The 21,827-nt window shown below is 72.9% G+C and carries 22 protein-coding genes and 1 pseudogene; 9 read left to right on the forward strand and 14 right to left on the reverse strand.

The window, feature by feature from the left end; translation table 11 throughout:
• Positions 1–60: 60 nt before the first annotated feature.
• Positions 61–1,038 (reverse strand): ArsR/SmtB family transcription factor, encoded by a 978-nt coding sequence (locus AMK29_RS26385; RefSeq protein WP_073817701.1) that lies wholly within the window; start codon positions 1,036–1,038, stop codon positions 61–63.
• A 111-nt stretch (positions 1,039–1,149) separates the two neighbouring features.
• Positions 1,150–1,485, reverse strand: coding sequence for an ArsR/SmtB family transcription factor (locus AMK29_RS26390; RefSeq protein ID WP_073817704.1), 336 nt, complete (start codon positions 1,483–1,485; stop codon positions 1,150–1,152).
• A 437-nt stretch (positions 1,486–1,922) separates the two neighbouring features.
• On the opposite strand from AMK29_RS26390, the gene AMK29_RS26395 reads away from it, so the two are divergent.
• From AMK29_RS26395 to AMK29_RS26410, 4 genes are all read left to right on the forward strand, one after another.
• Positions 1,923–2,117 carry a hypothetical protein gene (locus AMK29_RS26395; protein WP_073817707.1) on the forward strand — a complete coding sequence of 65 codons (195 nt, stop codon included), beginning with the start codon at positions 1,923–1,925 and terminating at the stop codon, positions 2,115–2,117.
• 20 nt (positions 2,118–2,137) lie between these two features.
• Positions 2,138–4,441 (forward strand): TOMM precursor leader peptide-binding protein, encoded by a 2,304-nt coding sequence (locus AMK29_RS26400; protein ID WP_073817709.1) that lies wholly within the window; start codon positions 2,138–2,140, stop codon positions 4,439–4,441.
• A gap of 111 nt (positions 4,442–4,552) precedes the next feature.
• On the forward strand, positions 4,553–5,794 hold the full coding sequence (locus AMK29_RS26405) for a sensor histidine kinase (RefSeq protein ID WP_073817712.1): 1,242 nt from the start codon (positions 4,553–4,555) through the stop codon (positions 5,792–5,794).
• A 65-nt stretch (positions 5,795–5,859) separates the two neighbouring features.
• Positions 5,860–6,471 carry a response regulator transcription factor gene (locus tag AMK29_RS26410; RefSeq protein ID WP_073817715.1) on the forward strand — a complete coding sequence of 204 codons (612 nt, stop codon included), beginning with the start codon at positions 5,860–5,862 and terminating at the stop codon, positions 6,469–6,471.
• Positions 6,472–6,507: 36 nt separating this feature from the next.
• Here the strand turns inward: AMK29_RS26410 and AMK29_RS26415 are convergent, their stop codons facing one another.
• The 5 genes and pseudogenes from AMK29_RS26415 to AMK29_RS26440 form a co-directional block, all read right to left on the reverse strand.
• On the reverse strand, positions 6,508–8,151 hold the full coding sequence (locus AMK29_RS26415; RefSeq protein WP_241845718.1) for a CAP domain-containing protein: 1,644 nt from the start codon (positions 8,149–8,151) through the stop codon (positions 6,508–6,510).
• Between the two features lie 104 nt (positions 8,152–8,255).
• Positions 8,256–8,910, reverse strand: a pseudogene (locus tag AMK29_RS38020) (MmyB family transcriptional regulator).
• Between the two features lie 94 nt (positions 8,911–9,004).
• Positions 9,005–9,475, reverse strand: coding sequence for a DUF2267 domain-containing protein (locus tag AMK29_RS26430; RefSeq protein WP_073817722.1), 471 nt, complete (start codon positions 9,473–9,475; stop codon positions 9,005–9,007).
• A 60-nt stretch (positions 9,476–9,535) separates the two neighbouring features.
• Positions 9,536–9,949 (reverse strand): DUF2267 domain-containing protein, encoded by a 414-nt coding sequence (locus tag AMK29_RS26435; protein WP_073817723.1) that lies wholly within the window; start codon positions 9,947–9,949, stop codon positions 9,536–9,538.
• Between the two features lie 133 nt (positions 9,950–10,082).
• Entirely contained in the window at positions 10,083–10,517 is a 435-nt protein-coding gene (locus AMK29_RS26440) for an Hsp20/alpha crystallin family protein (RefSeq protein ID WP_073817726.1), read from the reverse strand.
• Between the two features lie 132 nt (positions 10,518–10,649).
• Between AMK29_RS26440 and AMK29_RS26445 the strand changes: the two genes are divergently transcribed.
• Positions 10,650–11,294, forward strand: coding sequence for a type III effector protein (locus AMK29_RS26445; RefSeq protein WP_073817728.1), 645 nt, complete (start codon positions 10,650–10,652; stop codon positions 11,292–11,294).
• Between the two features lie 35 nt (positions 11,295–11,329).
• On the opposite strand, the gene AMK29_RS26450 is transcribed toward AMK29_RS26445, so the two are convergent.
• From AMK29_RS26450 to AMK29_RS36560, 6 genes are all read right to left on the reverse strand, one after another.
• Positions 11,330–11,617 carry a hypothetical protein gene (locus tag AMK29_RS26450; RefSeq protein WP_073817730.1) on the reverse strand — a complete coding sequence of 96 codons (288 nt, stop codon included), beginning with the start codon at positions 11,615–11,617 and terminating at the stop codon, positions 11,330–11,332.
• 169 nt (positions 11,618–11,786) lie between these two features.
• A complete protein-coding gene (locus AMK29_RS26455) occupies positions 11,787–12,221 on the reverse strand; it encodes a VOC family protein (protein WP_073817733.1) in 435 nt (144 codons plus the stop codon).
• Between the two features lie 56 nt (positions 12,222–12,277).
• Entirely contained in the window at positions 12,278–12,922 is a 645-nt protein-coding gene (locus tag AMK29_RS26460) for a hypothetical protein (protein ID WP_073817735.1), read from the reverse strand.
• Between the two features lie 95 nt (positions 12,923–13,017).
• Entirely contained in the window at positions 13,018–13,206 is a 189-nt protein-coding gene (locus AMK29_RS26465; RefSeq protein WP_073817738.1) for an MbtH family protein, read from the reverse strand.
• Positions 13,203–14,516, reverse strand: coding sequence for an ATP-grasp domain-containing protein (locus AMK29_RS26470; protein ID WP_073817740.1), 1,314 nt, complete (start codon positions 14,514–14,516; stop codon positions 13,203–13,205). Before AMK29_RS26470 ends, AMK29_RS26465 begins: the two co-directional genes overlap by 4 nt.
• Entirely contained in the window at positions 14,510–15,142 is a 633-nt protein-coding gene (locus tag AMK29_RS36560; protein ID WP_073817742.1) for a 2OG-Fe dioxygenase family protein, read from the reverse strand. The genes AMK29_RS26470 and AMK29_RS36560 overlap by 7 nt, the downstream gene beginning before the upstream one ends.
• Positions 15,143–15,678: 536 nt before the next feature.
• Here AMK29_RS36560 and AMK29_RS26480 point away from each other — a divergent pair.
• From AMK29_RS26480 to AMK29_RS26495, 4 genes are all read left to right on the forward strand, one after another.
• Complete coding sequence (locus AMK29_RS26480; protein WP_073817744.1) at positions 15,679–17,439, forward strand: non-ribosomal peptide synthetase; 1,761 nt, start codon at positions 15,679–15,681, stop codon at positions 17,437–17,439.
• Between the two features lie 79 nt (positions 17,440–17,518).
• Positions 17,519–18,559: a class I SAM-dependent methyltransferase gene (locus AMK29_RS26485; RefSeq protein WP_073817746.1), complete on the forward strand. Its 1,041-nt coding sequence runs from the start codon at positions 17,519–17,521 to the stop codon at positions 18,557–18,559.
• Positions 18,559–19,344 (forward strand): thioesterase II family protein, encoded by a 786-nt coding sequence (locus tag AMK29_RS26490; protein WP_073817748.1) that lies wholly within the window; start codon positions 18,559–18,561, stop codon positions 19,342–19,344. Before AMK29_RS26485 ends, AMK29_RS26490 begins: the two co-directional genes overlap by 1 nt.
• Positions 19,341–20,573: a cytochrome P450 gene (locus AMK29_RS26495; RefSeq protein WP_073817750.1), complete on the forward strand. Its 1,233-nt coding sequence runs from the start codon at positions 19,341–19,343 to the stop codon at positions 20,571–20,573. The genes AMK29_RS26490 and AMK29_RS26495 overlap by 4 nt, the downstream gene beginning before the upstream one ends.
• Positions 20,574–20,596: 23 nt before the next feature.
• Here the strand turns inward: AMK29_RS26495 and AMK29_RS26500 are convergent, their stop codons facing one another.
• The gene (locus AMK29_RS26500; protein WP_073817752.1) at positions 20,597–21,796 is read right to left on the reverse strand and encodes an aminotransferase-like domain-containing protein; all 1,200 of its coding nucleotides are present in this window, start codon (positions 21,794–21,796) and stop codon (positions 20,597–20,599) included.
• Positions 21,797–21,827: the final 31 nt, after the last annotated feature.

Raw genomic sequence — 21,827 nt, forward strand, 5'->3', positions numbered from 1 at the left:
GCCGGGCGGGTTCGCGTGTGTCACGGACCGCGGGCCGTAGGGCGTCCGGGACGGCTCGGCTCAGACGGCGGGCAGTACGGCGGCGCGGGCCAGGGGCTCGCGGCGGACGCCCCGGGGGCCGTTGGCCGGCCGGGCCGGGCGGCCGTCGAGCAGGGCGAGGCCGAGCGGGGACACCGAGTGCAGCATCGAGTTGCGGACCCTGCGGCTGGTGATGAGGCCGGTGCGCCGCAGCACGGCGGCGTGCTGGCTGGCCCCGGCCGGCGAGATGCCGAGCCGGTCCGCCAGTTCTGAGGTGGTGCACGCGGCGCGCAGCACGCGGAGGGCCGCCGCCCGGGTCTGGCCGACCAGCGCGCCCAGCGCCTCGGTGGTCTCGTCGGGCTCCGCCCACAGCACGGCGGCCTCGTGGGCGCGCGGCGGGGCGGAGACCACGAGGGTCGGCCGGCCGCTGCCGTCCTGCGGCCAGATGAGCTGTCCCGGGCGGTGGTTGAGGAAGACGGACGGGGTGAGCACCAGGCCACGGCCGCCGAGCACGACATCGCCGTCGGGGCCGCCGGGGATCTCCAGGACGGGTGAGGTCCAGGTGATCCGGGGGTGTGCCGTGGAGAGCAGCTGTTCCACGCCTCCGGCCATCACGGCCCGGCCGCGCGCCTCGCAGTCCGCCTCCAGGTACTCCAGGACCTTGTCCCAGTAGGGGGCGACGGCCGCGCGCCAGATGTCCGGCAGTTCGGGACCGTGCGACGGCCCGGCGGGGGTGGTGTCGCGCGCCGAGGCGGATGCGGCCGGGCCCGAGGGCGTGCCGTCCGTCGTACCGCCGTACTCGACCGCGCGGCGCACCAGTTCGTCGGCGCCGGCGCCGGGCCCCTGCCCGGGGCGGGGCGGGGGCAGCCGTTTGCTCACCTGTCTGCGCCATCCGGCGTACGGAGCGCCGACGCCGCGGCCGAGGAGCACCGCCGCGAACGCCGTCTCGACGAGCGGTCCCGCGCTGGTCCTCAGCCGGATGCGTGCCAGGTCCGCGCTGGAGAAGTGGATGCGCTGCACGGTGAATCCCCCGAATCTCCGCGACGTGAATGTGGACGAGCACGTCCATCCGCCGGGACGGCTGCGGCGCGCGGGGCGCGTCGGTTCATGCTCGGGGCGGCCGCTGACGCGTCACTGACCGCCCTCTGACGCGAGGGCGTACTCACCCCTGAGCGAGGCGTCGCCCTGTACGGCGGCGAGGACCCCGGCCACGTTCAGCCGTACGTCGAACGGGACCAGCTCGAAGTAGCGCAACGCCTTGCCGTCCTCGGAGAGTTCGAGGGTGCCGACCACGATGCCGGCCTTTTCCAGCCGCTCCAGGTGCATGTAGAGCAGGGGCCGTGAGATCACCAGGCACCGGGCGAGTTCGCTGACGTACCGGCGGTCCTTGGCCAGCTCGGCGACGATCCGGAGGCGCTGCGGGTGTCCGACGGCAGAGAGAACAACGAGGAGTTCCTCACCGGTCATGACCCATCTCCCAGCGTGCGGAACGTTCCGGGCGAGTCCTTCCCGCCCCGGCCACTGTAAGCGATTCCCACGTCAGGAGGTATCTCTGATTCTCACGGCTCGGGGATGAGGGATTCATACGCGGTGCCTGGTGAATTCATGTGGTCAAGCCATGGATCGGCCATACGGAGTGGTCGGCGGAGAAACGCCGGCGCGAGGCGGACGGCGAGCCACGGAGGCGTCGCAGGGGCGTCCGTGACCTGGGACAAGCGATACGGAATTCCAGAATCCATTCGGAACGTTCATTTCCGATTGTATGGCGCGTGTGAAACGGGGACCGTTCGGGCCGCCATGAAAAGTTCACACCTTCACAGTGATTCCCACACTGTTCCGTTCCGGCTCCTCCGGTGCAGAATTACCCCGGAAATTGGCCGTCAAAGACTTGGAGAGTGGAAGACATGACGATCGCCGTTGCCACACCCGTCCGCTTCGGCGAGCCGACCACCGCAGGCGCACATCGGCCCGCCGTGCGCCGACTCGTGATCGAAGACCTCGACGCCATGCCCGACACCCAGGGTGCGGCGCTCCTCAGCATCTGCATCGTCGCGGCACCCGCCGTCGACGGCACCACCGCTCCCGTTCCGGCCGCTTAGGCCCCGAAGACGGGAGCGGCATGGTCAACGAGGAAGGTGGCGGGACACCCGCCGCCCCGGTACGGCTCGGGTTCAGGAGCCATCTGCGGGCCACCGTCGTTCCCGGCGAGGCCGTCTACCTCGTCTCGCACCGCGGGGTCACCGCGCTCCACGGTGACCCCGCGGAGGTGCTGGCCCCCCTGCTCGACGGAAGCCGGAGCCCGGCCGACGTCCTGCGGGAGGCCACGTCCTCGCTCACCGCGGACGAGGCCCTCGACGCGCTGCGGGCCCTGGAGGCCTCCGGCCTGCTGGCCCTGCGGCCGGCCGAGCCCCCGGCGGCCGTCCCCCACCGGCCGGACCCCGCCGCCGAGGCGTACTGGGACCTGGCCGGTCTCGACGGCGCCCGGGTCTGCGCGACGCTGGCCCGGAGCGCCGTGCACGTCGTCGCGGCCGGCGGCGTCGACACCGCGGAGGTGCGCGAGGCCTGCCGCGCCTCCGGGCTCGGCCTCGCGCGCCCCGGCGAGGACGCGGACCTCACCCTCGTGGTCTGCGACGACTACCTGTCCCCGCTGCTGCACGAGATCGACGCCGCCCACCGTGCGGCCCGGCGACCCTGGCTGCTGGCCGGCGTGGGCTCCACCGCCGGCTGGGTCGGGCCCCTGATCCGGCCGTACGAAGGGCCCTGCTGGCACTGTCTCGCCCACCGGCTGCGGGGACACCGCCGCTCCGAGGAACCGCTGCGGCGCGCCCTCGGTCTGACGGGCCCGCTGCCCCGTCCGCAGGCGACCCTTCCGGCGGGCCGGGCCCTCACCGTGCACCTGGCGGTGCTGGAGGCCGCGAAGTGGCTCGCCGGCCTGCGCGACGAGGCCCAGGACTCCGTGTACGTCCATGACACGCTCGGCCCGCGCGGCTCGGCCCACCCCGTCGTGCGGCTGCCGCAGTGCGCGGCGTGCGGCGACCCCGGACTCGTGGCCTCGCGGGTGTCCCGCCCCTTCGTGCCGCGGCCCCGCCCCAAGACGGCGGAGGACCTGGGCAGCCACCGGGCGCTCACCCCCGAACGGATGCTGGAGCGGTACGGGCCCCTGGTCGACCCCGTCACCGGGATCGTCAAGGAGATTCGCAGCGCCCCCGGCAGCCCCGACTTCGTGCACGCCTACCTGTCCGGCCAGAACCTGGCCATGCGCAGCCCGACCCTCACCGGCCTGCGCGCCGGACTGCGCGCCCTCAGCGGCGGCAAGGGGCTCACGGCGACCGAGGCCAGGGTCAGCGCGCTGGGCGAGGCGGTGGAGCGGTACAGCGGCACCCGGCAGGGTGACGAACCGGTGGTGCGCGACTCCTACCGCGGCCTCGGCCCCGCCGCCGTCCACCCCAACACCAGCCAGCTCTACCACGAGCGCCAGCTGCACGACCGGAACGGCTGGAACGCCCGCGGCTCCCGACTCCAGTACGTACCTCCGCTCTTCGACGAGACCCTGGCCACCGACTGGACGCCCGTGTGGTCGCTCACCGAGGGGGCCCAGCGGCTGCTGCCCACGTCGATGCTGTACTTCAGCGAGGAACCGTCACCGGACGGACTGTGCGCCGACTCCAACGGCAACGCCGCCGGCAGCAGCCCCGAGGACGCCCTCGTCCAGGGCTTCCTGGAACTGGTCGAGCGCGACGCGGTGGCCCTCTGGTGGTACAACCGCACCCGCCAACCGGCGCTCGACCTCGACGCGTTCGCGGAGCCGTACCTCGGCCGGCTGATCGACGGCTACGCCGCCCTGCGCCGGGAGGTCTGGGCCCTGGACCTCACCTCGGACTTCGGCATCCCGGTGGTGGCGGCCCTGTCCCGGCGCACGGACAAGCCCGCCGAAGACGTCCTCTTCGGCTTCGGCGCCCACTTCGACCCCCGGGTCGCCCTGCGCCGGGCGCTCACCGAGATGGGCCAACTGCTGCCCCTGGTCGCCGAGGTGACGCCCGAGGGCGCCGGCTACCGGATCGACGACCCCGACGCGCTCGACTGGTGGCGGCACGCCACCCGGGCCGGCCGGCCGTATCTGGCACCCGACCCCGGTCTGCCGCCGCACGGCCCGGAGGCCTGGACCTACCGGCCCACCACCGACCTCCGCGAGGACGTCACCACGATCACGGAGACCGTACGGGGGCGGGGCATGGACCTGCTCGTCCTCGACCAGACCCGGCCCGATCTGGAGCTGCCCGTGGTCAAGGTCATCGTCCCCGGGCTCCGGCACTTCTGGGCCAGGTTCGCCCCCGGCCGCCTCTACGACACCCCCGTCGCCCTCGGCAGGCTCACCAGCCCCACGCCGTACGAGGAGTTGAACCCCGTCCCGCTGTTCGTCTAGCCACTCGTAGTCGCTCCGGTGTTCGCGTGAAACACATACACTCGGCTCCGCATGCCCGCACCACGGGAGCATCAGAGGACACGGACAGGGCAACAACGGGCGGACGAACGAATGCCACGTCACGACGAGCACCACGCACACCAGGACGGGTTAGCGGCGTCGGGCGGCGCCACGGCGTCACCGCCCGACGTCCAGGACCTGCCCGCCCCCCGGCTGGCCCGCACCGTGCTCACGGTCGCCCTGCTCGGCTATCTGAGTGTGACGGCGCTCAATCTCGCGGGTGAGCGGCTCCGGCTCCCCCAGCTGATCGCCTCCGTCGTCTGTCTGGTCCTCATCTTCGTCCTGCAGCTGGGCCATTCACGCCCGGGAGCGCGCCGGGCCCCGGTGCGGCAGTGGGCGACGACGCTGTCGGCGCAGGCCCTGCTGACCTATCTGCCGATCGCGGTGTTCCACTCCCAGTGGGGGGCCATGGCCGGTTTCCTCGCCGGTTCGCTGCTGCTGCTCCTGCCCGGCCGGTGGGCCTGGACCGCGTACGGCTTCGTGGGGCTCACCATGCTGGTCCCGCCCACCCTGGACGGACTGTCCCTCCAGGAGACCGTCTACCTCTGCCTCTCCACGCTGCTGACCGGACTCGTCGTCTTCGGCCTGTCCCGCATGACCGAACTGGTCCAGGCCCTGCACGAGACGCGGGGCCAGCTCGCGGGCATGGCGGTCACCAAGGAACGGCTGCGGTTCGCCCGCGACCTGCACGACCTCCTCGGCTACAGCCTCTCCGCGATCACGCTGAAGAGCGAGCTGATCCACCGGCTGATCCCCACCCATCCGGAGCGGGCGATGGACGAGGTGAGCGAGGTCCTCGTCATCTCCCGGCAGTCGCTCGCCGATGTGCGGTCCGTCTCCAGCGGGCTGCGCCGCATGTCGCTGGAGCAGGAGCTGGGAGCGGCCCGCTCCCTGCTCCAGGCCGCTGACGTCGACGTACGCAGCGACATCCGGCTGAGCGGACTCGACCAGCGGGTGGACTCCGTGCTCGCCGCCGTGCTCCGCGAAGCAGTAACGAATCTGCTGCGTCACTCGCGCGTCAGCACCTGCACCCTCGAGGCCGTCGAGGAGGACGGCTGGGTCCGGCTCACCGTGGTGAACGACGGTGTGGACCCCGCCTACCGGGACGCGTCGCCGGACAGCGGCAGCGGCCTCGGCAACCTCAGGGCCCGGCTCCGGACGGCGTCCGGCAAGCTCACCGTCACCCGGGGCGCCGGAACCTTCAGTCTGACGGCGGAGGCGCCGACCCACCCCGTGTCGCGCCTCGCCACCCCCGACGACGGCCCGCGTCCCCTCAGGGACCCGGCCGCCTGACCGTCGCCCCCACCCCTGCCCGCGAGCCGCTGACGGCCGAGACCCGGCCGGAAAGGACATTCATCATGCCGATCCGCATCCTGCTGGCCGAGGACATGAACATGGTGCGCGGAGCGCTCGTGGCCCTGCTGGACCTGGAGGAGGACCTGGAGGTGGTCTGCGAGCTGGAGCGCGGCGACCAGATCGTGCCCTCCGCCCTCGAACACCGCCCGGACGTCGCCATCATCGACATCGACCTGCCCGGCACCGACGGGCTCACCGCCGCCGGCCTGCTGCGCGAGCAGCTCCCGGAGTGCCGGACCCTCATCCTCACCAGCCTGGGCCGCCCCGGAGTGCTCCGCCGCGCCCTCGCCGCCCAGGTCGCCGGCTTCCTGCTCAAGGACGCCCCGCCGCACGAACTGGCCGAGGCGGTACGGAACGTGGCCGCCGGCCGGCGGGTGATCAACTCGCAACTGGCGCTCTCCGCGTGGAGCAGTTCGCAGAGTCCGCTGACCAGCCGGGAGACGGAGGTGCTGCGGCTCGCCGCCGAGGGCCTGGAGCCGGTCGAGATCGCCGACGGGCTCGGGCTCTCGCTCGGCACGGTCCGCAACTACCTGACGTCCGTGGTGACCAAGCTGAACGCCCGCAACCGCGTGGACGCGATCAAGATCGCGCAGGCCGCCGACTGGCTGATCTGACCGCCGGCGGCCTGCTCCGGTCGCGTCGCCCGGGTGTCAGCGGGCTCCGAAGACCTGGGTCCAGTAGGGGCCGCCGTCGTCGTGGATGCCGACGCCGATCTCCTTGAAGTCGCAGTTGAGGATGTTCGCGCGGTGGCCGGGGCTGTTCATCCACGACTCCATGACCTGCTCCGGGGTGCTCTGCCCCTTCGCGATGTTCTCGCCGTACGTCGACCACGGGTAGCCCGCGGCCGTGACGCGCTCCCCCGGGCCGTCGCCGTCGGGGTCGGTGTGGTCGAAGAAGTTTCGGGCGGCCATGTCGTCGGAGTGGCCCTGGGCCGCCCTCGTCAGGGTGGCGTTGGCGCTGAGGGGACCGCAACCGGCCTTGGCGCGCTCGGAGTTGACCAGGGCGATGACCTGGTCCGCCGCCGAGCTCTGTCCGGTGTCGTGCTGCGGGCCGCCTCCCGGACCGGCGTCCGTGCCGCCCGTGGAGGCGGTCGGCTTCGGCGTCGCGGGGGCCGTGGTGCCGGAGCCGCCGGCCGGAGCCGTGGTGCGCGGCGGTGCGGGCTTCGTCGCGGTGGGGCGGGGGGCCTTCGTGGGCATGGACGTGACCTGGGCAGGGACGCGCGTCGGCGCGGCGGCGGGAGCCGACGGGGAGGCGGGTGCCGACGCGGGAGCCGAGGCGGAGGGCGGTGCGGAGGCGGTCGACGGGGAGGCGGTCAGCGCCTCCGGCTCGTTCGCCAGGGGGAGGTCGAGGCCGGGGGCGGCGGCCCGGTTCACCTCCAGGAGCTCGCCCCTGTCGCGCCCGGCGTTCAGCGAGAAGGCCCCTCCGGTCACGGCGACGACGGCGATCCCGGCCGCCATGACGGCGCGGCGGCGGGTGCGCTCGTCGGCCTGGCGGCGCCGGCGGCGGGTCGCGCGGGTGGTGCGCCGGCCGGCCGGGGCCGCGGCGACCTCGTGTTCCGTGGCGGCCGAGGACACGGGGAGGTCGGGAACGACGGCGAACGTCTCGGTGGGGGCCGCGGACAGGTCGGCGGGCACGGCCGCGCCGACTCCCATGAGGCAGTGGCCGCAGTGGGCGGTGTGCCGGGCCAGCTCGTCGCGCCAGGCGGCGCCGGGCCGGCCGTCCCAGGCGGCGGCCTGCTGGTGGAGGCCGGGGCAGCGGGGCGTCCGGGCGAGGGCGGCGGTGACGGAGCGGGCGACGTCCAGACGGACGCGCACCGACTCCATCCGTATCGCGGTGTCGTCCGGGGACCAGTTCAGCGCGGCCGCCGTCTCGTACCGGCTCATGCACCCCTCCTCCTCCAGCGACCACAGGGCCGCCATCACGGAGTCCTCGATGTCCAGCCAGCGCAGGGCCTCGGCATCGGAACCGGGAGCGACCGGCGGGACCGGATGGCCGTGGCCGGCGGCCGCGTGGGCGAGGGTGCTCGCCACCGCGATCGCGACGATCCAGGGGCGGAACGACTCCGGGGCCGGGAGGGCCCCCGAGGCGAACCGGGCGCGGCTCACGGTGTCCCGTACGACGGCGGGCACGGCCACATCGGAGCCGGGCCGGCCGTCGAGGGCGCGCGCCGCGAGGGCGTGGACGAGCGGCTGGTGGGCGGCGACGAGGTCCTCGTGCGCCCAGGGCGTGTCGTATCCCGCCGTCCCTGTCGGCCAGGTATCCGCCAGCTGCTCAAAACTCGTGGTTCGCTGCACGCCGTCCGTCCTTCACTTGCCTCTTGTGGAGTTCCCTGCGCAGGGGAGAGCCTCCGCCCCGGACGGCGATAACGGAAAGGGAAAGACCGAAGCAGTGAGGTGGGTCACATGCGGGAGCCCGGGCCCGCACGCGCGGGCGGAGGTTCATCCGGCCGGTGCGGAGGTGCCGTCCGTGACGACCGGCGGAGGAGGGCCGCCGTGTGCGCGTCGGCGGCGAAGAACGTCTCGATGGCCATCTCGTCCAGAGTGACGTCGCGGGGCGAACCGAAGACGGTCGTGGTGCAGAGCAGGGCGAGTTCGCCGTGCTCCGTCGCCAGCCTCAGCGGGTCGACCAGGTCCTCCGCGAGGAGTCCGGTCTCCCCCGCGGCCGCCGGGCCCCCGTCTCCGGTCACGGCGGTCCGGGCCGCGTCCTCGGGCACCGGGTGGCTCTCCAGCTCCGCCAGCAGCTCGGCCAGGCCGGCGGCCGCGGTGCGGTCGAGCTGGCGGCGGACGCGGCGCAGCACGTGCGCCCGCCACTGCGCGAGGTTCCGGATCCGTCCGGAGCCCGTCGGGGTGCAGGGTCGTCCTCAGCACGTTGAACGGCCGCGGCGGGAGTTCCCCGCCCGCGCCCCCGAGGAACACGCCCATGGCCCGGTTCGCCGCGAGCAGCTCCCAGCGCACGTCGACCGCGAGTGCCGGGTTCGGCTCGTGGACCCTCAGGACGGCCTCCACCGCGGCCCGGGCCGGCCCGAGGTCGGAGAGGGGGCGTTCGGGATGCACCGGGGCGAAGCCCGCGGACTTCGACCCGCACGGGCCCGGAGCCGGCGGGGCCGGCGGTCACGACGGCGGCTGACCGCGCCCGGCCGGCGGGCGGTCAGGACGCGCGGGACCGGGACCAGGGCTGGTGCAGTTCGGCCTTCCCGAAGAGGAGGGCGTAGCCGGAGGGGAGCCGGCCGATGACGCGGTCGACGAGGTCCGGTCCGGCGAGCTGGGCGACGGCTGCGAGGACCGCGCCCACGTTCCAGCGGGAGGTGGCGGGGGTGCTGCCGGTGCGCTGGGCGAGGTCCTTGACGAACTCCCAGCCGGTGAGGGGGGTGACGGCCGGGATCTGGGCGGTGAGGACCAGGGCGGCCTCCACGGGGAGGCGGGCGGCGAGTTCGACCCGCTCGTCGCCGACGAGCTGGCGCCCGAGCGCGGCGAGTACGGAGTGGACGACCTCCTCGGCGCGCTCGCGCGTCGGGTAGGCGCCCTCGTAGCGCACCCGTTCGAGCAAGCCGGTGTAGGACGTCGCGCCGGTGGCCCCGCGGGGCGCGGGGGCTGTCAGGGTCTCGGTCTGAGGAGTCATGCCGGTGGGGATCGCCGTTCTCTTCGGGCCCGGTCCGGGACCGGGCGGAGCGAACACGTCTCAGGGGGTGCCGGCCGGCCGGGACGGGTCCGGGCGGCCGAAGAGGAGGTCGTAGCCGGGTGGGAGCTGCAGGAGTATCCGGGCGGTCAGTTCCTCGCCCGCCGCGTCGGCGGCGACGCTGAGGACGGCGCCGACGTCCCAGGCCGCGGTGCGCTCGGTGGCCCCTTCGATCCACGCGGCCGTCGCGCGGACGAAGCGCTCGGGCGAGAGGGGCTCGGCGGCCTGGAGCGGGTTGAGCAGCACGAGGGCGAAGGTCTCCGGCAGACGGGCGGCGAGCGCGGCGCGCACGTCTCCGACGAGATGGGCGCCGAGCAGGGCCAGCACGGTGCGCGCGGCGCGTTCGGCTTCCGCGGGTGTGCTGTAGGCGCCTCGTTCCGTGACCTGGTCGAGGAACGCCTGCCATCGCAGTCTCATCACGACCCCCTTCGCGTACAGGGACGCAGGGACGACAGAGGGAGGTACCTGGGAGGGGCCGAGGGGTGCGGGGACGCGGAGGACGGAGGAGGGGGAGAGGCTTCCGCCCTCCGCTCCCGGGCTTCCTCGCTCCTCAGCCGCTGATCTGCTTGCGGTCGTCGCCCCGGCCGATGCTGACCTTGCGGGGCTTGGCGCGCTCGGCGATCGGGATGCGGAGCGTCAGCACTCCCGCCTCGTAGTCGGCCGTGATCTTCTCCGTGTCGAGGGTGTCGGCCAGCATCAGCTGGCGGGAGAAGACGCCGAGGGGCCGCTCGGACAGCTCCATCTGGACGTCGTCGGCCTTGGCGACGGGTCGGCGCTCGGCCTTGACCGTCAGCATGTTCCGCTCGACGTCGATGTCGATCGCGTCCGGCGAGACGCCGGGCAGGTCGAGGGCGATGACGTAGACGTCACCCTCGCGGTAGGCGTCCATCGGGACCGCCGAGGGCCGTGTCCAGGTCCCGGTGGTACCCAGCATCTGCTGGGCGAGGCGGTCGAGTTCGCGGAACGGGTCGGTGCGCATCAACATCGCGAAACACCTCCAGTCAGGATCAGGCAGTGACTGCCAATGCGCTTCATCTGCCATCCGTTGTAGCATGTCATCCGAACGACGACAAGTGCGATGTCATCGAACGGATGACATGAGGCGAGGAGACACGACGTGACAGGAGCCGACCAGCGGGTCGCCTTCCATGCGGCCCTCGCGGCGCTCACCGCGATCGACGAAGCCATGCGGGCGGCCCGGTCCGCACCCTCCCCGGACTCCCCCGACCAGGGCTCGTCACAGGAGGCGCTCGCCGGCCTCCTCCTCCTGCGCGAGCTGCGGGAACAGCTCGCCACGTGGGAGCCCGGACTGATCGAGGCCGCCCGGGACGCCGGGGCCAGCTGGGCGGAGCTCGCGGAGCCGCTCGGCGTCACCAGCCGGCAGGCGGCCGAGCGCCGCTATCTGCGCGTGCGGCCCGGCGGCGCCGGCACCACCGGGGAGCAGCGCGTCCAGGCCACCCGCGACCGTCGCGCCGCCGACCGGTCGGTCACCGCCTGGGCCCGGGGGAACGCGGCCGAGCTGCGCCAGCTGGCCGGGCAGATCACCGCCCTCGACAGCCTCCCCCCAGCCGCCAGGAAGGCCTTGTCCGAGGCGTTGGCGAGCAGCGATCCGGCCCTCCTGGTGGAGCCGCTCACCCGCACCCTCGCCCACCTCGCGCCCGCGCACCCCGAGCTGGCCGAGCGCGTCGACACCCTCAGCGACCGCACGGCACACCTCCGCGACGAGAGCGACCGGCGGCGCTCCGGCACCGCGGAGTCCTGATCCTCGACGCGGGGCCCGGGCAGCCGCGCCCTACGTCAGCCGAGACCCCGATGAGCCGCCCACAGCGTTCCGGCGCGGTCGGCGGCGCGGGCGACCAGGTCCGCCAGTTCGGGTCGGTCGGGCACGGGGAAGGAGACGTACGCGCCCCGGCCACCGGCGACCGGTCGCCCGTACGCCTTCACGGCGAGCCGACCGTCCGGGAGGAGTCGGACGTTGAGCGTCATCAGGGTGAACGCCTCATCGCGCCGCGTATCGGTCCACCGGAGCTCCTCCGGGATCGTGACATTGATCGCCAGGGCACTCACGTCCAGGTCGCCGCTCATGGACGGAACGATCCCACGACGGGTCCCTCTTGAGGAGAGCCGCCGCCCGCGTGAAGGGGGGCCGCGGACGGCGACTCTCGCTCACTCCGTCGCATGCCCCGGAACGCGCACCTCACACGGATCAGTTTTTCTGCGCGGCGCGGTTCGGCGCCGGCGTCCCGGAGGGCGCTCAGTCGAGGCAGAACTCGTTGCCCTCGACGTCCTGCATCGCGAGGCAGGACTCGTTGTTCTCGTCGGCGAGCAGGAGTTGCACGCGGACCGCGCCGAGCGCGACCAGCCGGGCGCATTCGGCCTCCAGGGCGGCCACGCGCTCCTCGCCCACGAGACCGGTGGCGACCCGCACGTCGAGGTGCACCCGGTTCTTGACGGCCTTGCCCTCGGGAACGCGCTGGAAGTACAGGCGCGGACCCACTCCCGTGGGATCGGAGCAGGCGAACCACGCGCCCCGGTCGCCCGCCGGAAGCGAGCGGTTGTAGTCGTCCCACGTGGCGAAGCCCTCCGGGGGCGGCGGGGCGACATACCCCAGGACCTCGCACCAGAAACGGGCGACGCGCTCCGGCTCGGCGCAGTCGAAGGTGACCTGGAACTCCTTGATCGATGCCATCGGACCACCGTAACAGGGGTGCTCCCGGGCCCGGTTGCCGATGTGCGGGACAGCTCTCAGGGCCTGTCCGGAGATTCCCGGCCCGCGCTCCCCCGTACGAGCATCCCCGCCGCCGCCAGGTATTCGAGGATCTCCCTCGTCACCGTCCGCGGCAGCGGCAGGGCCCGGGCCACCGCCTCCGGGGTGATGGCGGCGGCCAGCATGGCGACCACCCACATCGGCTCGGGGCGGTGCAGCAGCACCCGGTGCTGGGCCCCGCCCCGCTCCAGCCGGAAGCCCTTGGCCTCCAGGAGCAGGGTCACGCCCCGGTGCAGCCGGACCGGCTCGGTCTCCCCCAGCCTGGGGAGCACGAAGACCGCCGGCCTGGTGAGCGGGAGCACCGAGAGGAGCGGACCGCGCAGGTCCGCGAGTCCCAGCGTGCGCACGATCAGGTGGGAGAGCCGCCGCAGAGCGGGCAGGAGGACCAGGTACAGTCCGGCGCCCAGCACCGGACTGCCGGGCGCGGACTCGATGTTGCTCAGCAGGACGGGCCCGAGCTCCATCCGGTACAGGGCCTCGCGCAGCACCGGATGCGCGTCGACGATGCGCTCGTCGCCCCAGGGCCCGGCGAGCAGCAGGCCGCCGTCGTCCCCCCGCTCGATGGCGACGTCTTCTCGCAGGGACCACAGGTGCACGGTCCCGGGTTCGCCCACACTCCGCACGAGTAGTCCTCGACTTGACGCCACGATCACGTCGAGTATCCGGCCGGAGGGCGGAGGCACGGTAGCCAAGCATTCACGTATCTGTCATGAATTTCTCATACGCGCTTCGCGGTCTCCCTCCAGTGGGCGTCGACGTACGCGAGGCAGGAGGCCCGGTCGGAGGGGCCGTGGGCGGGGGCCCAGCCGTGGGGGACGTCGGTCCCGGCCGGCCAGAGGGAGTGCTGTCCCCCGGCGTTGACCAACACGGTGTAGCGGCCGTCGGGGGCGTCGAAGGGGTGGGTCATCGGGGTGTGCCTCCGTCGTCCGGTCCGCCGGTCACGGTGAAGATCTGTTCGGTGCGGATCCTCGCCAGCTCGTCCACCTCCGCGCGGACGACGCGCGGATCGTGCCCGGTGCCGGAGGCGAAGTACTCCAGGAGGCCGGCGCGGGCCAGGTAGGAGCCGTCGCTCCGGGAGCGGTCCCCGGCCTTGGCGGTGGGGTGGAGGCTGGTCTCCCGGCTCGTGGTGTCGGGGAGCGGCCGCACCTCGGTGACGGTGCCGGGCGGGGTCTTGAGGAAGGCCGTCGCGCCGATGCCCCGGGGGACGGTGGGGAAGTCGGGGAGCCGGTCGGCGCGGCCGTGGTACGAGGCGATGTGGAGGTCGTACGGGCTGGTGCCGTAGACCCGCTCGACGAGGTCCATGATGCCGTCGCCGCCGGGGCGGGCGGCGACCTCGACCACGCTGAGCCGGTCCCCGTCGACCAGGATCTCCACGTGGGCGACCCCCCGGTCGATGAGCAGGGCCTCGCAGGCGTCCGTCGCCACCCGGCGCAGGGCCTCGTTGTCCGACTCGACGCTGGGGACCAGCTGGCCCATCTCCGAGAAGTAGGGGGCCCCGGCCTTGGACTTGTCGGTCACCGCGAGGACGACGCGCCGGCCGCCGTGGTGGGCGACCTCCACGGAGACCTCACGCGGCGCGGAGACGAACTCCTCGGCCTGGTAGCGGCCGTCGGAGAAGTCGTAGGTGGGGGCGACCTCCAGGAGCGCGCCGCGGCAGTAGTCGAAGGCGTCGGGGAGTTCCTCAGCCGTCGGGACCAGGACGGTGCCGACGTTGCCCGCGAAGTCGCGCGGCTTCAGGACGAGCGGAAAGCCGAGTTCGGCGGCGGCCTGCCGCAGTTCGTCCAGGGTGCCGAACGTCCGGTGCCGCGCGCAGGGCACCCCGGCCCGCTCGAAGGCCAGCTTCATCGTGTGCTTGTCCCGGACCAGGGACAGGCACTCGTCCGAGAGCGTGGGCAGACCGTAGTGGCGGGCGACGGCGACGGACACGTGCACGGTCATCTCGATGACGGGCACCACGGCGTCCGGCCGCAGTCCGGTCTCCTTCTCGAACTCCTGGACCACCGCGAGGGCCTGGTCGGCGTTGCAGTAGTCCCCTCGGAGCACATGGTCGAAGAACCGGTTGCCGAGCGGCGACGCCGGATGGGTGCTCATCCCCAGGACGGGCCCGGGGTACGTGCGCAGCGCCGAGACGATCGCTCGCTCGCGCAACGGGATGTCGGCGCCCAGGAGCAGCAGGTAGCGGTCGTCGTTGGCCGCCGCGGCGGCGCGGTTCAGCATTCCTCGTCCGCCAGGCCACCGCGTCCGCTGACGTCGTAGGTGGTCACGACCACGTCCCGGTACGCCGGCAGGCCCGGCACCTTCGGGGTGATGGGGGTGACGTAGTGGACGACGTGCTCGTCGGCGAAGTAGAGGGTCTCGCCGGGGGCCATCACCCGCTCGAAGATCATGTCGCCGTCGTCGCTCTCGACGCCGTCCACCCTGGCCTCGCGGACCAGGGAGATGCCGCCGCTCATGTTCCCGGTCGCGATGCAGGTGGCGGAGACCAGGTCGTAGCCGTCGCGGTGGAAGCCCTCGGGGACCGGGAGGCCGACCTCGTCGTCGGTGGCGACGATGCGGATCTGATGACAGTTGATCTCGAACTCCTCGGCGTTCAGGAGTTCGCGGGTGCGCGGGTCGCGGACGAGCCGCTCCGTGAATTCCCGGGCCGCGGGGCCGAGCGGGGTGGCCTGCCGGGTGAATCCGCCGGCGTAGTGGTTGATCTTCTTGGCCTGGAAGAAGGAGAGGTCGTCGAGCCATTCGATCTGGTCGCCCTTGATCGCGGCCCTTCCGAAAGCGCGGTAGCGGAAGGTGTCGCCGTCCTTGAGGAATTGGTCGATGGGAAGTTCCGCATAACTCTCGATCATTGCGTCTGATATGTAACCGATCGAGCTGTGCAGGGTAAAGCGCATTCTCATCTCCTCTTCGGGTACTGCCGCGCTCTTTCGGCCAGCAAAGCATGGGCCCTGAGCGCAGGTCAACACAGATCGGAGGCGCGGTGAGCCGCTCTCCCGGAGCATTGAATTCCGTTTATCGAATCCACTCCGGAACCACTGAAAGGAAAGGAATGAGACACGCCTGTTTACGATTATCGGATTCCATTTACGGTAGTCGGATCGAAAAAGCCGCACAGCCGGATGTACCGCGTGGCACGGGATCGGGCGGTGCGGGAAACCTCCGGGGAGTCTCTTTCGTGACCCCTTTCGATCTTGGCCAGAATGCACAGCGCCCCCCTGGCGACCGCCCCGTATGATCTCGGCCAAAAGCTTCTGGGAGTGCCGTAAAACTGCCGCTCCGTCTTTCATTCCGTGACCTCCGCGACTGACCGCGGAAAACCGAAAGGATCGCAACGGCCTTGGAGGGATACGAGCCCGGAATACCCCCGCTCTGCATCCACGAGAAAGTGGCCCGGCAGGCTGCCGCGCACGCGGACCGGCCGGCCGTCGTGTGCGGACCCGAAAGCCTGACGTACGGCCGGCTCGATACACAGGCCGACGCCTTCGCCCGGCGACTGCGCGCGCACGGGGTGGAATCCGGAGCGGTCGTCGGTGTGCTGGCCCACCGGTCCACCGCACTGATCGTCACCCTGCTCGCCGTCCTCAAGGCCGGCGCCGCGTATCTGGTCGTCGACCCCGACGAGCCGGATGCCCGCTGCGCCCGGCTGCTGGAGGACGCGGGCGTCACGGTGGTCGTGGCCGAGGAGGCACAGGCCGGACGGGTTCCGCCGCACTGCCGCGCGCTGGCCCTGCCGGACCCGGAGGCGGACCAGGACCTGCCGGCCGGACCGGACGACGGCGCCGGCCTGCCCCCGGGCCACCCCGACCAGCTCGCCTACGTGAGCTACACCTCCGGGTCCACCGGCGAGCCCAAGGGCGTCGGCGTCCCCCACCGGGCCGTCGCCCGCCTGCTCTACGCGCCGGACTGGATCGAGATCAGCCCCGAGGACGTCTTCCTGGAGCTCGCCCCCGTCGCCTTCGACGCCTCCACGATCGAGATCTGGGGCGCCCTGGTGAACGGCGCCCGGCTGGTCGTCCACGCCGGCCGCACCGGCGAACTGGACGAGCTCGCCAAGACGATCCAGCAGGAGGGCGTCACCGTCCTGCTGCTCACCACCGGTCTGTTCAACCAGATGGTGACGCGGCACCTGGAGGCGTTCGAGGGCGTACGCCATGTGCTGACCGGCGGGGACGTGGCATCGGCCAGTCATGTGCGGGAGCTGATGCACGCCTGGCCCGGACTGCTGTTCACCAACGGCTACGGGCCGACCGAGAACACCTCCTTCACCACGTGCTGGACCACCTCCACCCCGCCGGCCGCCGACGAGTCCGTGCCGATCGGCCGGGCCGTCAGGGGCACCCGCGTCTCGATCCTCGACGCGGACCTGCGTCCGGTGCCGGACGGTGAGCCGGGCGAGCTCTACACCTCCGGCGACGGCCTCGCCCGGGGCTACGTCGGACGGCCGGGAGCCACCGCCGAGCGGTTCGTGGCCGATCCGTACGCCCCCGAACCCGGGGGAAGGATGTACCGCACCGGTGACCTGGTCCGGCGCCGGCCCGACGGCCTCGTCGAGTTCCTCGGCCGCGCCGACCAGCAGGTGAAGATCCGCGGCTTCCGGGTCGAACCCGGCCACGTCGAGGCGGTGCTCACCCGGCACCCCGAGGTGCTCGACGCGGTCGTCGTCCCCCAGGACGACGCCTCCGGGAACAAGCGCCTGCTCGCGTACGTGCTCCCCGCGCCGGCCGCGGCGGCGTCGGACGCGTCCGGCGGCACCGGCCTCGCCACCCGTCTGCGCGAGGCCCTGAGCGCGGAACTGCCGCCCCACCTGGTGCCGTGGGCCGTGCTGCTCCGGTCCGAGCTCCCGCTCAACCGGAACGGCAAGGTCGACCGCAAGGCCCTGCCCGCCACCACCCGCGTCGCCCGCTCCCTCAGCACCCCCCTGGTCCTCCCCCGCACCCCCCTCGAAGAGCGGCTCGCGGCGATGTGGGGCGAGGTCCTCGGCGTGGAACCCGTGGGCGTCCGGGACGACTTCTTCGCCCTCGGCGGGCACTCGCTGCTCGCCGCGCAACTGCTCGCCGCGCTCAAGCGGGAACTGAGCGCGGACGTCTCCGCCCGCACCCTCTACCTCCGGCCGACGATCGAGGAACTGGCCGCCGAACTCTCCTAGTTCCGGCGTCCGGGCGCGACGTCCCGACATCCGAGCCGCACCCTCCGCGTGCCGGCCCACCTTCCGAGAGGACGACAACGTGACACCCAGCGACCTTCCCCAGCGCAGCCTCGCCGCCGAGATCGAGGCCAGCGGCCCCGCCCCCGCACTCGCGGCCGCCGCCGCGCTGATGGAGATGGGCGACCGGCTCGGCGTCACCGACGCCATCACCGTCGGCGAGGACTTCACCGTCGCGGAGATAGCGGCCGTGACCGAACTCCCCGAGGAGGGAGTGGCCGGCTACCTGGAAGCCCTCGAATCGGCCGGCATCATCGACGCCGTGCCGGACCCGGCCGGGTCCGGCGCGTCCGGCCGTTTCCGTACGGGCGCGGACTACGAGCGCATCCAGCACCAGGCGGGCTACCTGTCCTGGACCATGAACGCGAACCGTCCGTTCATCGAGAACGCCCGCGCGTACCTCACCGACCCGGGCAAGCCGACCGGCGCCTACACGCGTGACGGCCGGCAGGTCGCCATCAGCTCGCAGTGGATGGGCGCCCAGGCGTTCTACCCCGCCGCGCTCGACGCCATCTTCCGCCTCGGACCGCAGCGCATCGTGGACCTCGGCGCGGGCACCTGTCGCCTGCTCATCGAGGTGCTCCAGGCGTTCCCCGACTCCAGCGCCGTCGGCCTGGACCTCGACCCGGCCTCCTGTCGCGCGGCCGAGAAGGCGGCCGTGCAGGCGGGCGTCGGCGACCGCCTCACGGTGGTCGAGCGGCCCATCCAGTCCGTCGCCGACGACCCGGGCCCGCTCGCCGGAGCCGACGTCATCCACGCCGGCTTCGTCTTCCACGACATGATGCCGGAGGAGGAAAGCGTGGCCGACGCGGTCCTCGCCCGGTGCCGCGAGGCGCTGCGCCCCGGCGGCGTCATGGCCATCACGGACGCCGTCCCGTACCTGCGCAACCCCCGGGAGCGCGCGTTCAGCGCCATCGTGACCTACTACCACCGGCAGTTCATGAAGCGGAAGCTGCTCACCGAGCAGGAGTGGCAGGACAAGCTGCTCGCGGCCGGCTTCAGCTCGGTGGAGGTCGTCGAGCTCGGCTTCCCCACCGGCCGTCTCTTCCTCGCGAGCCGCTGATGGTCCCGGACGGTGCGAGCCCCTGGTTCCCGTACCCGGCGGGGCCCGCCGGGGAGCGGACACCCGTGCTGTTCTGTCTGCACCACGGGGGCGCCGGGGCCTCCGCCTACCGGGACTGGCAGCGGCTGCTCGGCCCGGACGTCGAGGTCGTGCCCGTGCAGCTGCCGGGCCGTGAGGCACGGCTCGCCGAGCCCGCCGAGCGGTCCGTCACGGCGCTCACCGAGCGGCTCGCGGGGCCCGTCTCCGAACGGGCCGGCGGGCGGCCGTACGCCTTCTTCGGCCACAGCATGGGCGCGCTCCTGGCGTACGACCTGAGCCACGCGCTCACCGCCGCCGGACGGCCGCCGGCCCTCCTGGCCGTCTCCGGCTACACCCCGCCGCACGTCCGACCGGACACCTCCGTGCACACGCTGCCCGACGACGCGTTCCTCGCCCATGTGACGGGGCTCCAGGGCACTCCGGTGGAGATCCTGGAGAACCCGACCCTGCTCGAACTGGTGCTGCCGGTGCTGCGGGACGACTTCGCCGCCTGCGAAACGTACGCGTACACCGAGCGCGGGCCGCTGGACGTGCCGATCGCGATCTTCGCCGGCGCGTCGGATCCCAGCGCGCCGGCCGCTTCGATGGCCCGCTGGGCGGACCTCACCGCCGCCGGCGCGAGCGTGGACGTCTTCCCCGGCGGCCACTTCTACCTCCAGGAGTGCCTGCCGGAACTCGTCGAGACCCTCCGGACCCGGCTGACGCCGGTCCCGGCCGGGTCGCCGGACGGGGGTGACGCCCCGTGATCCGGGCGACGGAGGAGACCGCGCGGCCCCCGGTGCCGGACCTGTCCGACCCGCTGCTGCACCAGAGCGGACAGGCCGGGCCCGCCCTGGCGCGGCTGCGGCGGGAGGACCCGGTCTGCCGGGTCCGGCGGGCGGACGGCTCCACCTTCTGGGCCGTCCTGACGTACGACCTGATCACCCGGGTCCTCGCCGACCCCGCGACCTTCAGCTCCACCGGGGGCATGCGACTCGACGCCGACCCGGTGGCGACGGCGGCCGCGACCGGCAAGATGATGGTCATCACCGACCCGCCGCGGCACGGCATGATCCGGCGGGTCGTCAGCTCGGCCTTCACCCCGCGGATGGTGCTCCGGCTGGAGGAGACCATGCGGCGGATCTCGGTCGAGGTCATCGAGGCCGCCCTGGAGCAGGACAGCGTCGACTTCACCGAGGTGGCCGCCCGGCTGCCGCTGTCGGTGATCTGCGACATGCTCGGGGTGCCGCGCGCCGACTGGGACTTCATGCTGTCCCGCACGATGACGGCCTTCGGCGTGGGCGGCGACCACGGGCCCGAGGAACAGCAGCGGGTGGCGACGGCCCACACCGACATCTTCCTGTACTACGACGAGCTGATGCGGCTGCGCAGGAAGGAGCCCCAGGAGGACATCATCAGCGCCCTGGTCCACGGCCGGATCGACGGCAGGCCGCTGACCGAGGAGGAGATCATCCTCAACTGCAACGGGCTGATCTCCGGCGGCAACGAGACCACCCGGCACGCCACCATCGGCGGGCTGCTCGCGCTCATCGAGCATCCCGGGCAGTGGCGGCGGCTCCGGGAGGAGCCGGAGGTGCTGCCGACGGCGGTGCAGGAGATCCTGCGCTTCACCACGCCCGCCATGCACGTGCTGCGGACCGCGACCCGGGACACCGAACTCGCGGGGCGCCGCATCGCGGCGGGCGACATGGTCGCGCTGTGGCTGGCGTCGGGCAACCGGGACGAGTCCGTCTTCGAGGACCCCGACCGGTTCGACATCGGCCGGCGGGAAGTGCACCGCAACCTCACCTTCGCCTACGGCAGTCACTTCTGCATCGGTTCGGCGCTGGCCACCACGGAGCTGAACATCTTCTTCGACGTGCTCAGACAGCGGGTGGCGCGGCCCGAGCCGACGGGTGAGGTCCGGCGCATGCGGTCCAACCTGATCGGCGGCATCGAACACCTGCCGGTCCGGTTGGTCCCGCAGGGCCGATGAGCGGACGCGGGAACGGGTGGGTGCTACGCGACGGCACCCACCTGCTCGAAGACCCCGGCCAGGCGTCGCATGCCCTCGTGGATCTCCTCGGGGGAGTGCGTGGTGAACGACAGCCGCAGCGACGCCGGGTCAGGGGTGCCCGCGAAGAACGGCGCCCCGGGGACGTACGCCACGTCGTGCTTGATCGCGACGGACAGCAGCTCCGTCGCGTCGAGCCCCTCGGGGAGCCGGGCCCAGATGAACATGCCGCCGTCGGGGTGGTTCCAGGTGCTGCCCGCCGGCATCGCCCCGGGGAGGGCGTCGAGCAGCGCGTCGCGGCGCTCACGGTAGGCGGAGCGCACGACCGTGAGGTGGGCGGCGAGGTCGCTGTCACGGAGGTAGCGGGCCGCCGCGGCCTGGTCGATGGTGGACGTGTGGAGGTCCGCCGACTGCTTGGCGATCACACAGGCCCGGCGCAGCCGCTCGGGTGCCCGCAGATAGCCGAGCCGCAGCCCCGGCGCCATGATCTTGGAGAAGCTGCCGAGGAGGGCGGTACGGTCGGCGGCGGCCGGCACCGAGGCGATCCACGGCACCTCCGCGCCGCTGTAGCGGAGTTCGCCGTACGGGTCGTCCTCCACGATCCAGAAGCCGTGCCGCGCGGCGGACTCGGCGACCGCGGTCCGGCGCTCCGCGGACAGCGTCCGGCCGGTCGGGTTCTGGAAGGTCGGGATGATGTAGAGCAGCTTCGGACGTTCCCGGACGACGATCTCCTCCAGGGCCACCGGGTCGATCCCCTGGTCGTCCGTCGGCACCGCGACGATCCGCGCGCCCGCGAACGAGAGCGACTGCAGCGCCGCCAGGTAGCAGGGGTCCTCGACCAGGACCACGTCGCCGGGCTCCACCAGCGTGGTGGTGAGCAGGGTGAGCGCCTGCTGCGACCCGGTGGTGACGAGCAGGTCGTCGGCCTCGGTGGCGAGTCCGCGCGCGGTCAGCCGGGCGGCGGTGAGGGCCCTCAGCTCGGGGTCGCCGTCGCTGGTGGAGTACTGCAGCGCCCGCGCCGCGTTCTCGGCCAGGACCCGGTCGTAGGCGGCCCGGATGCCCTCGGCGTCGAACAGCTCGGGCGCGGGCAGGCCGCCCGCGAACGAGATGACCTCGGGGCGCGAGGTGAGCGCCAGGATGTCGCGTACGGGCGATGATCCGACCGAGGTCGCACGGGCGGCGAGGGGGAGTTCAGCAGGGGTCATACCCGCAGCGTAATAGACCCTCCTGCGGTTG

The organism is Streptomyces sp. CB02261, from assembly GCF_001905665.1.
Lineage (GTDB): Bacteria > Actinomycetota > Actinomycetes > Streptomycetales > Streptomycetaceae > Streptomyces.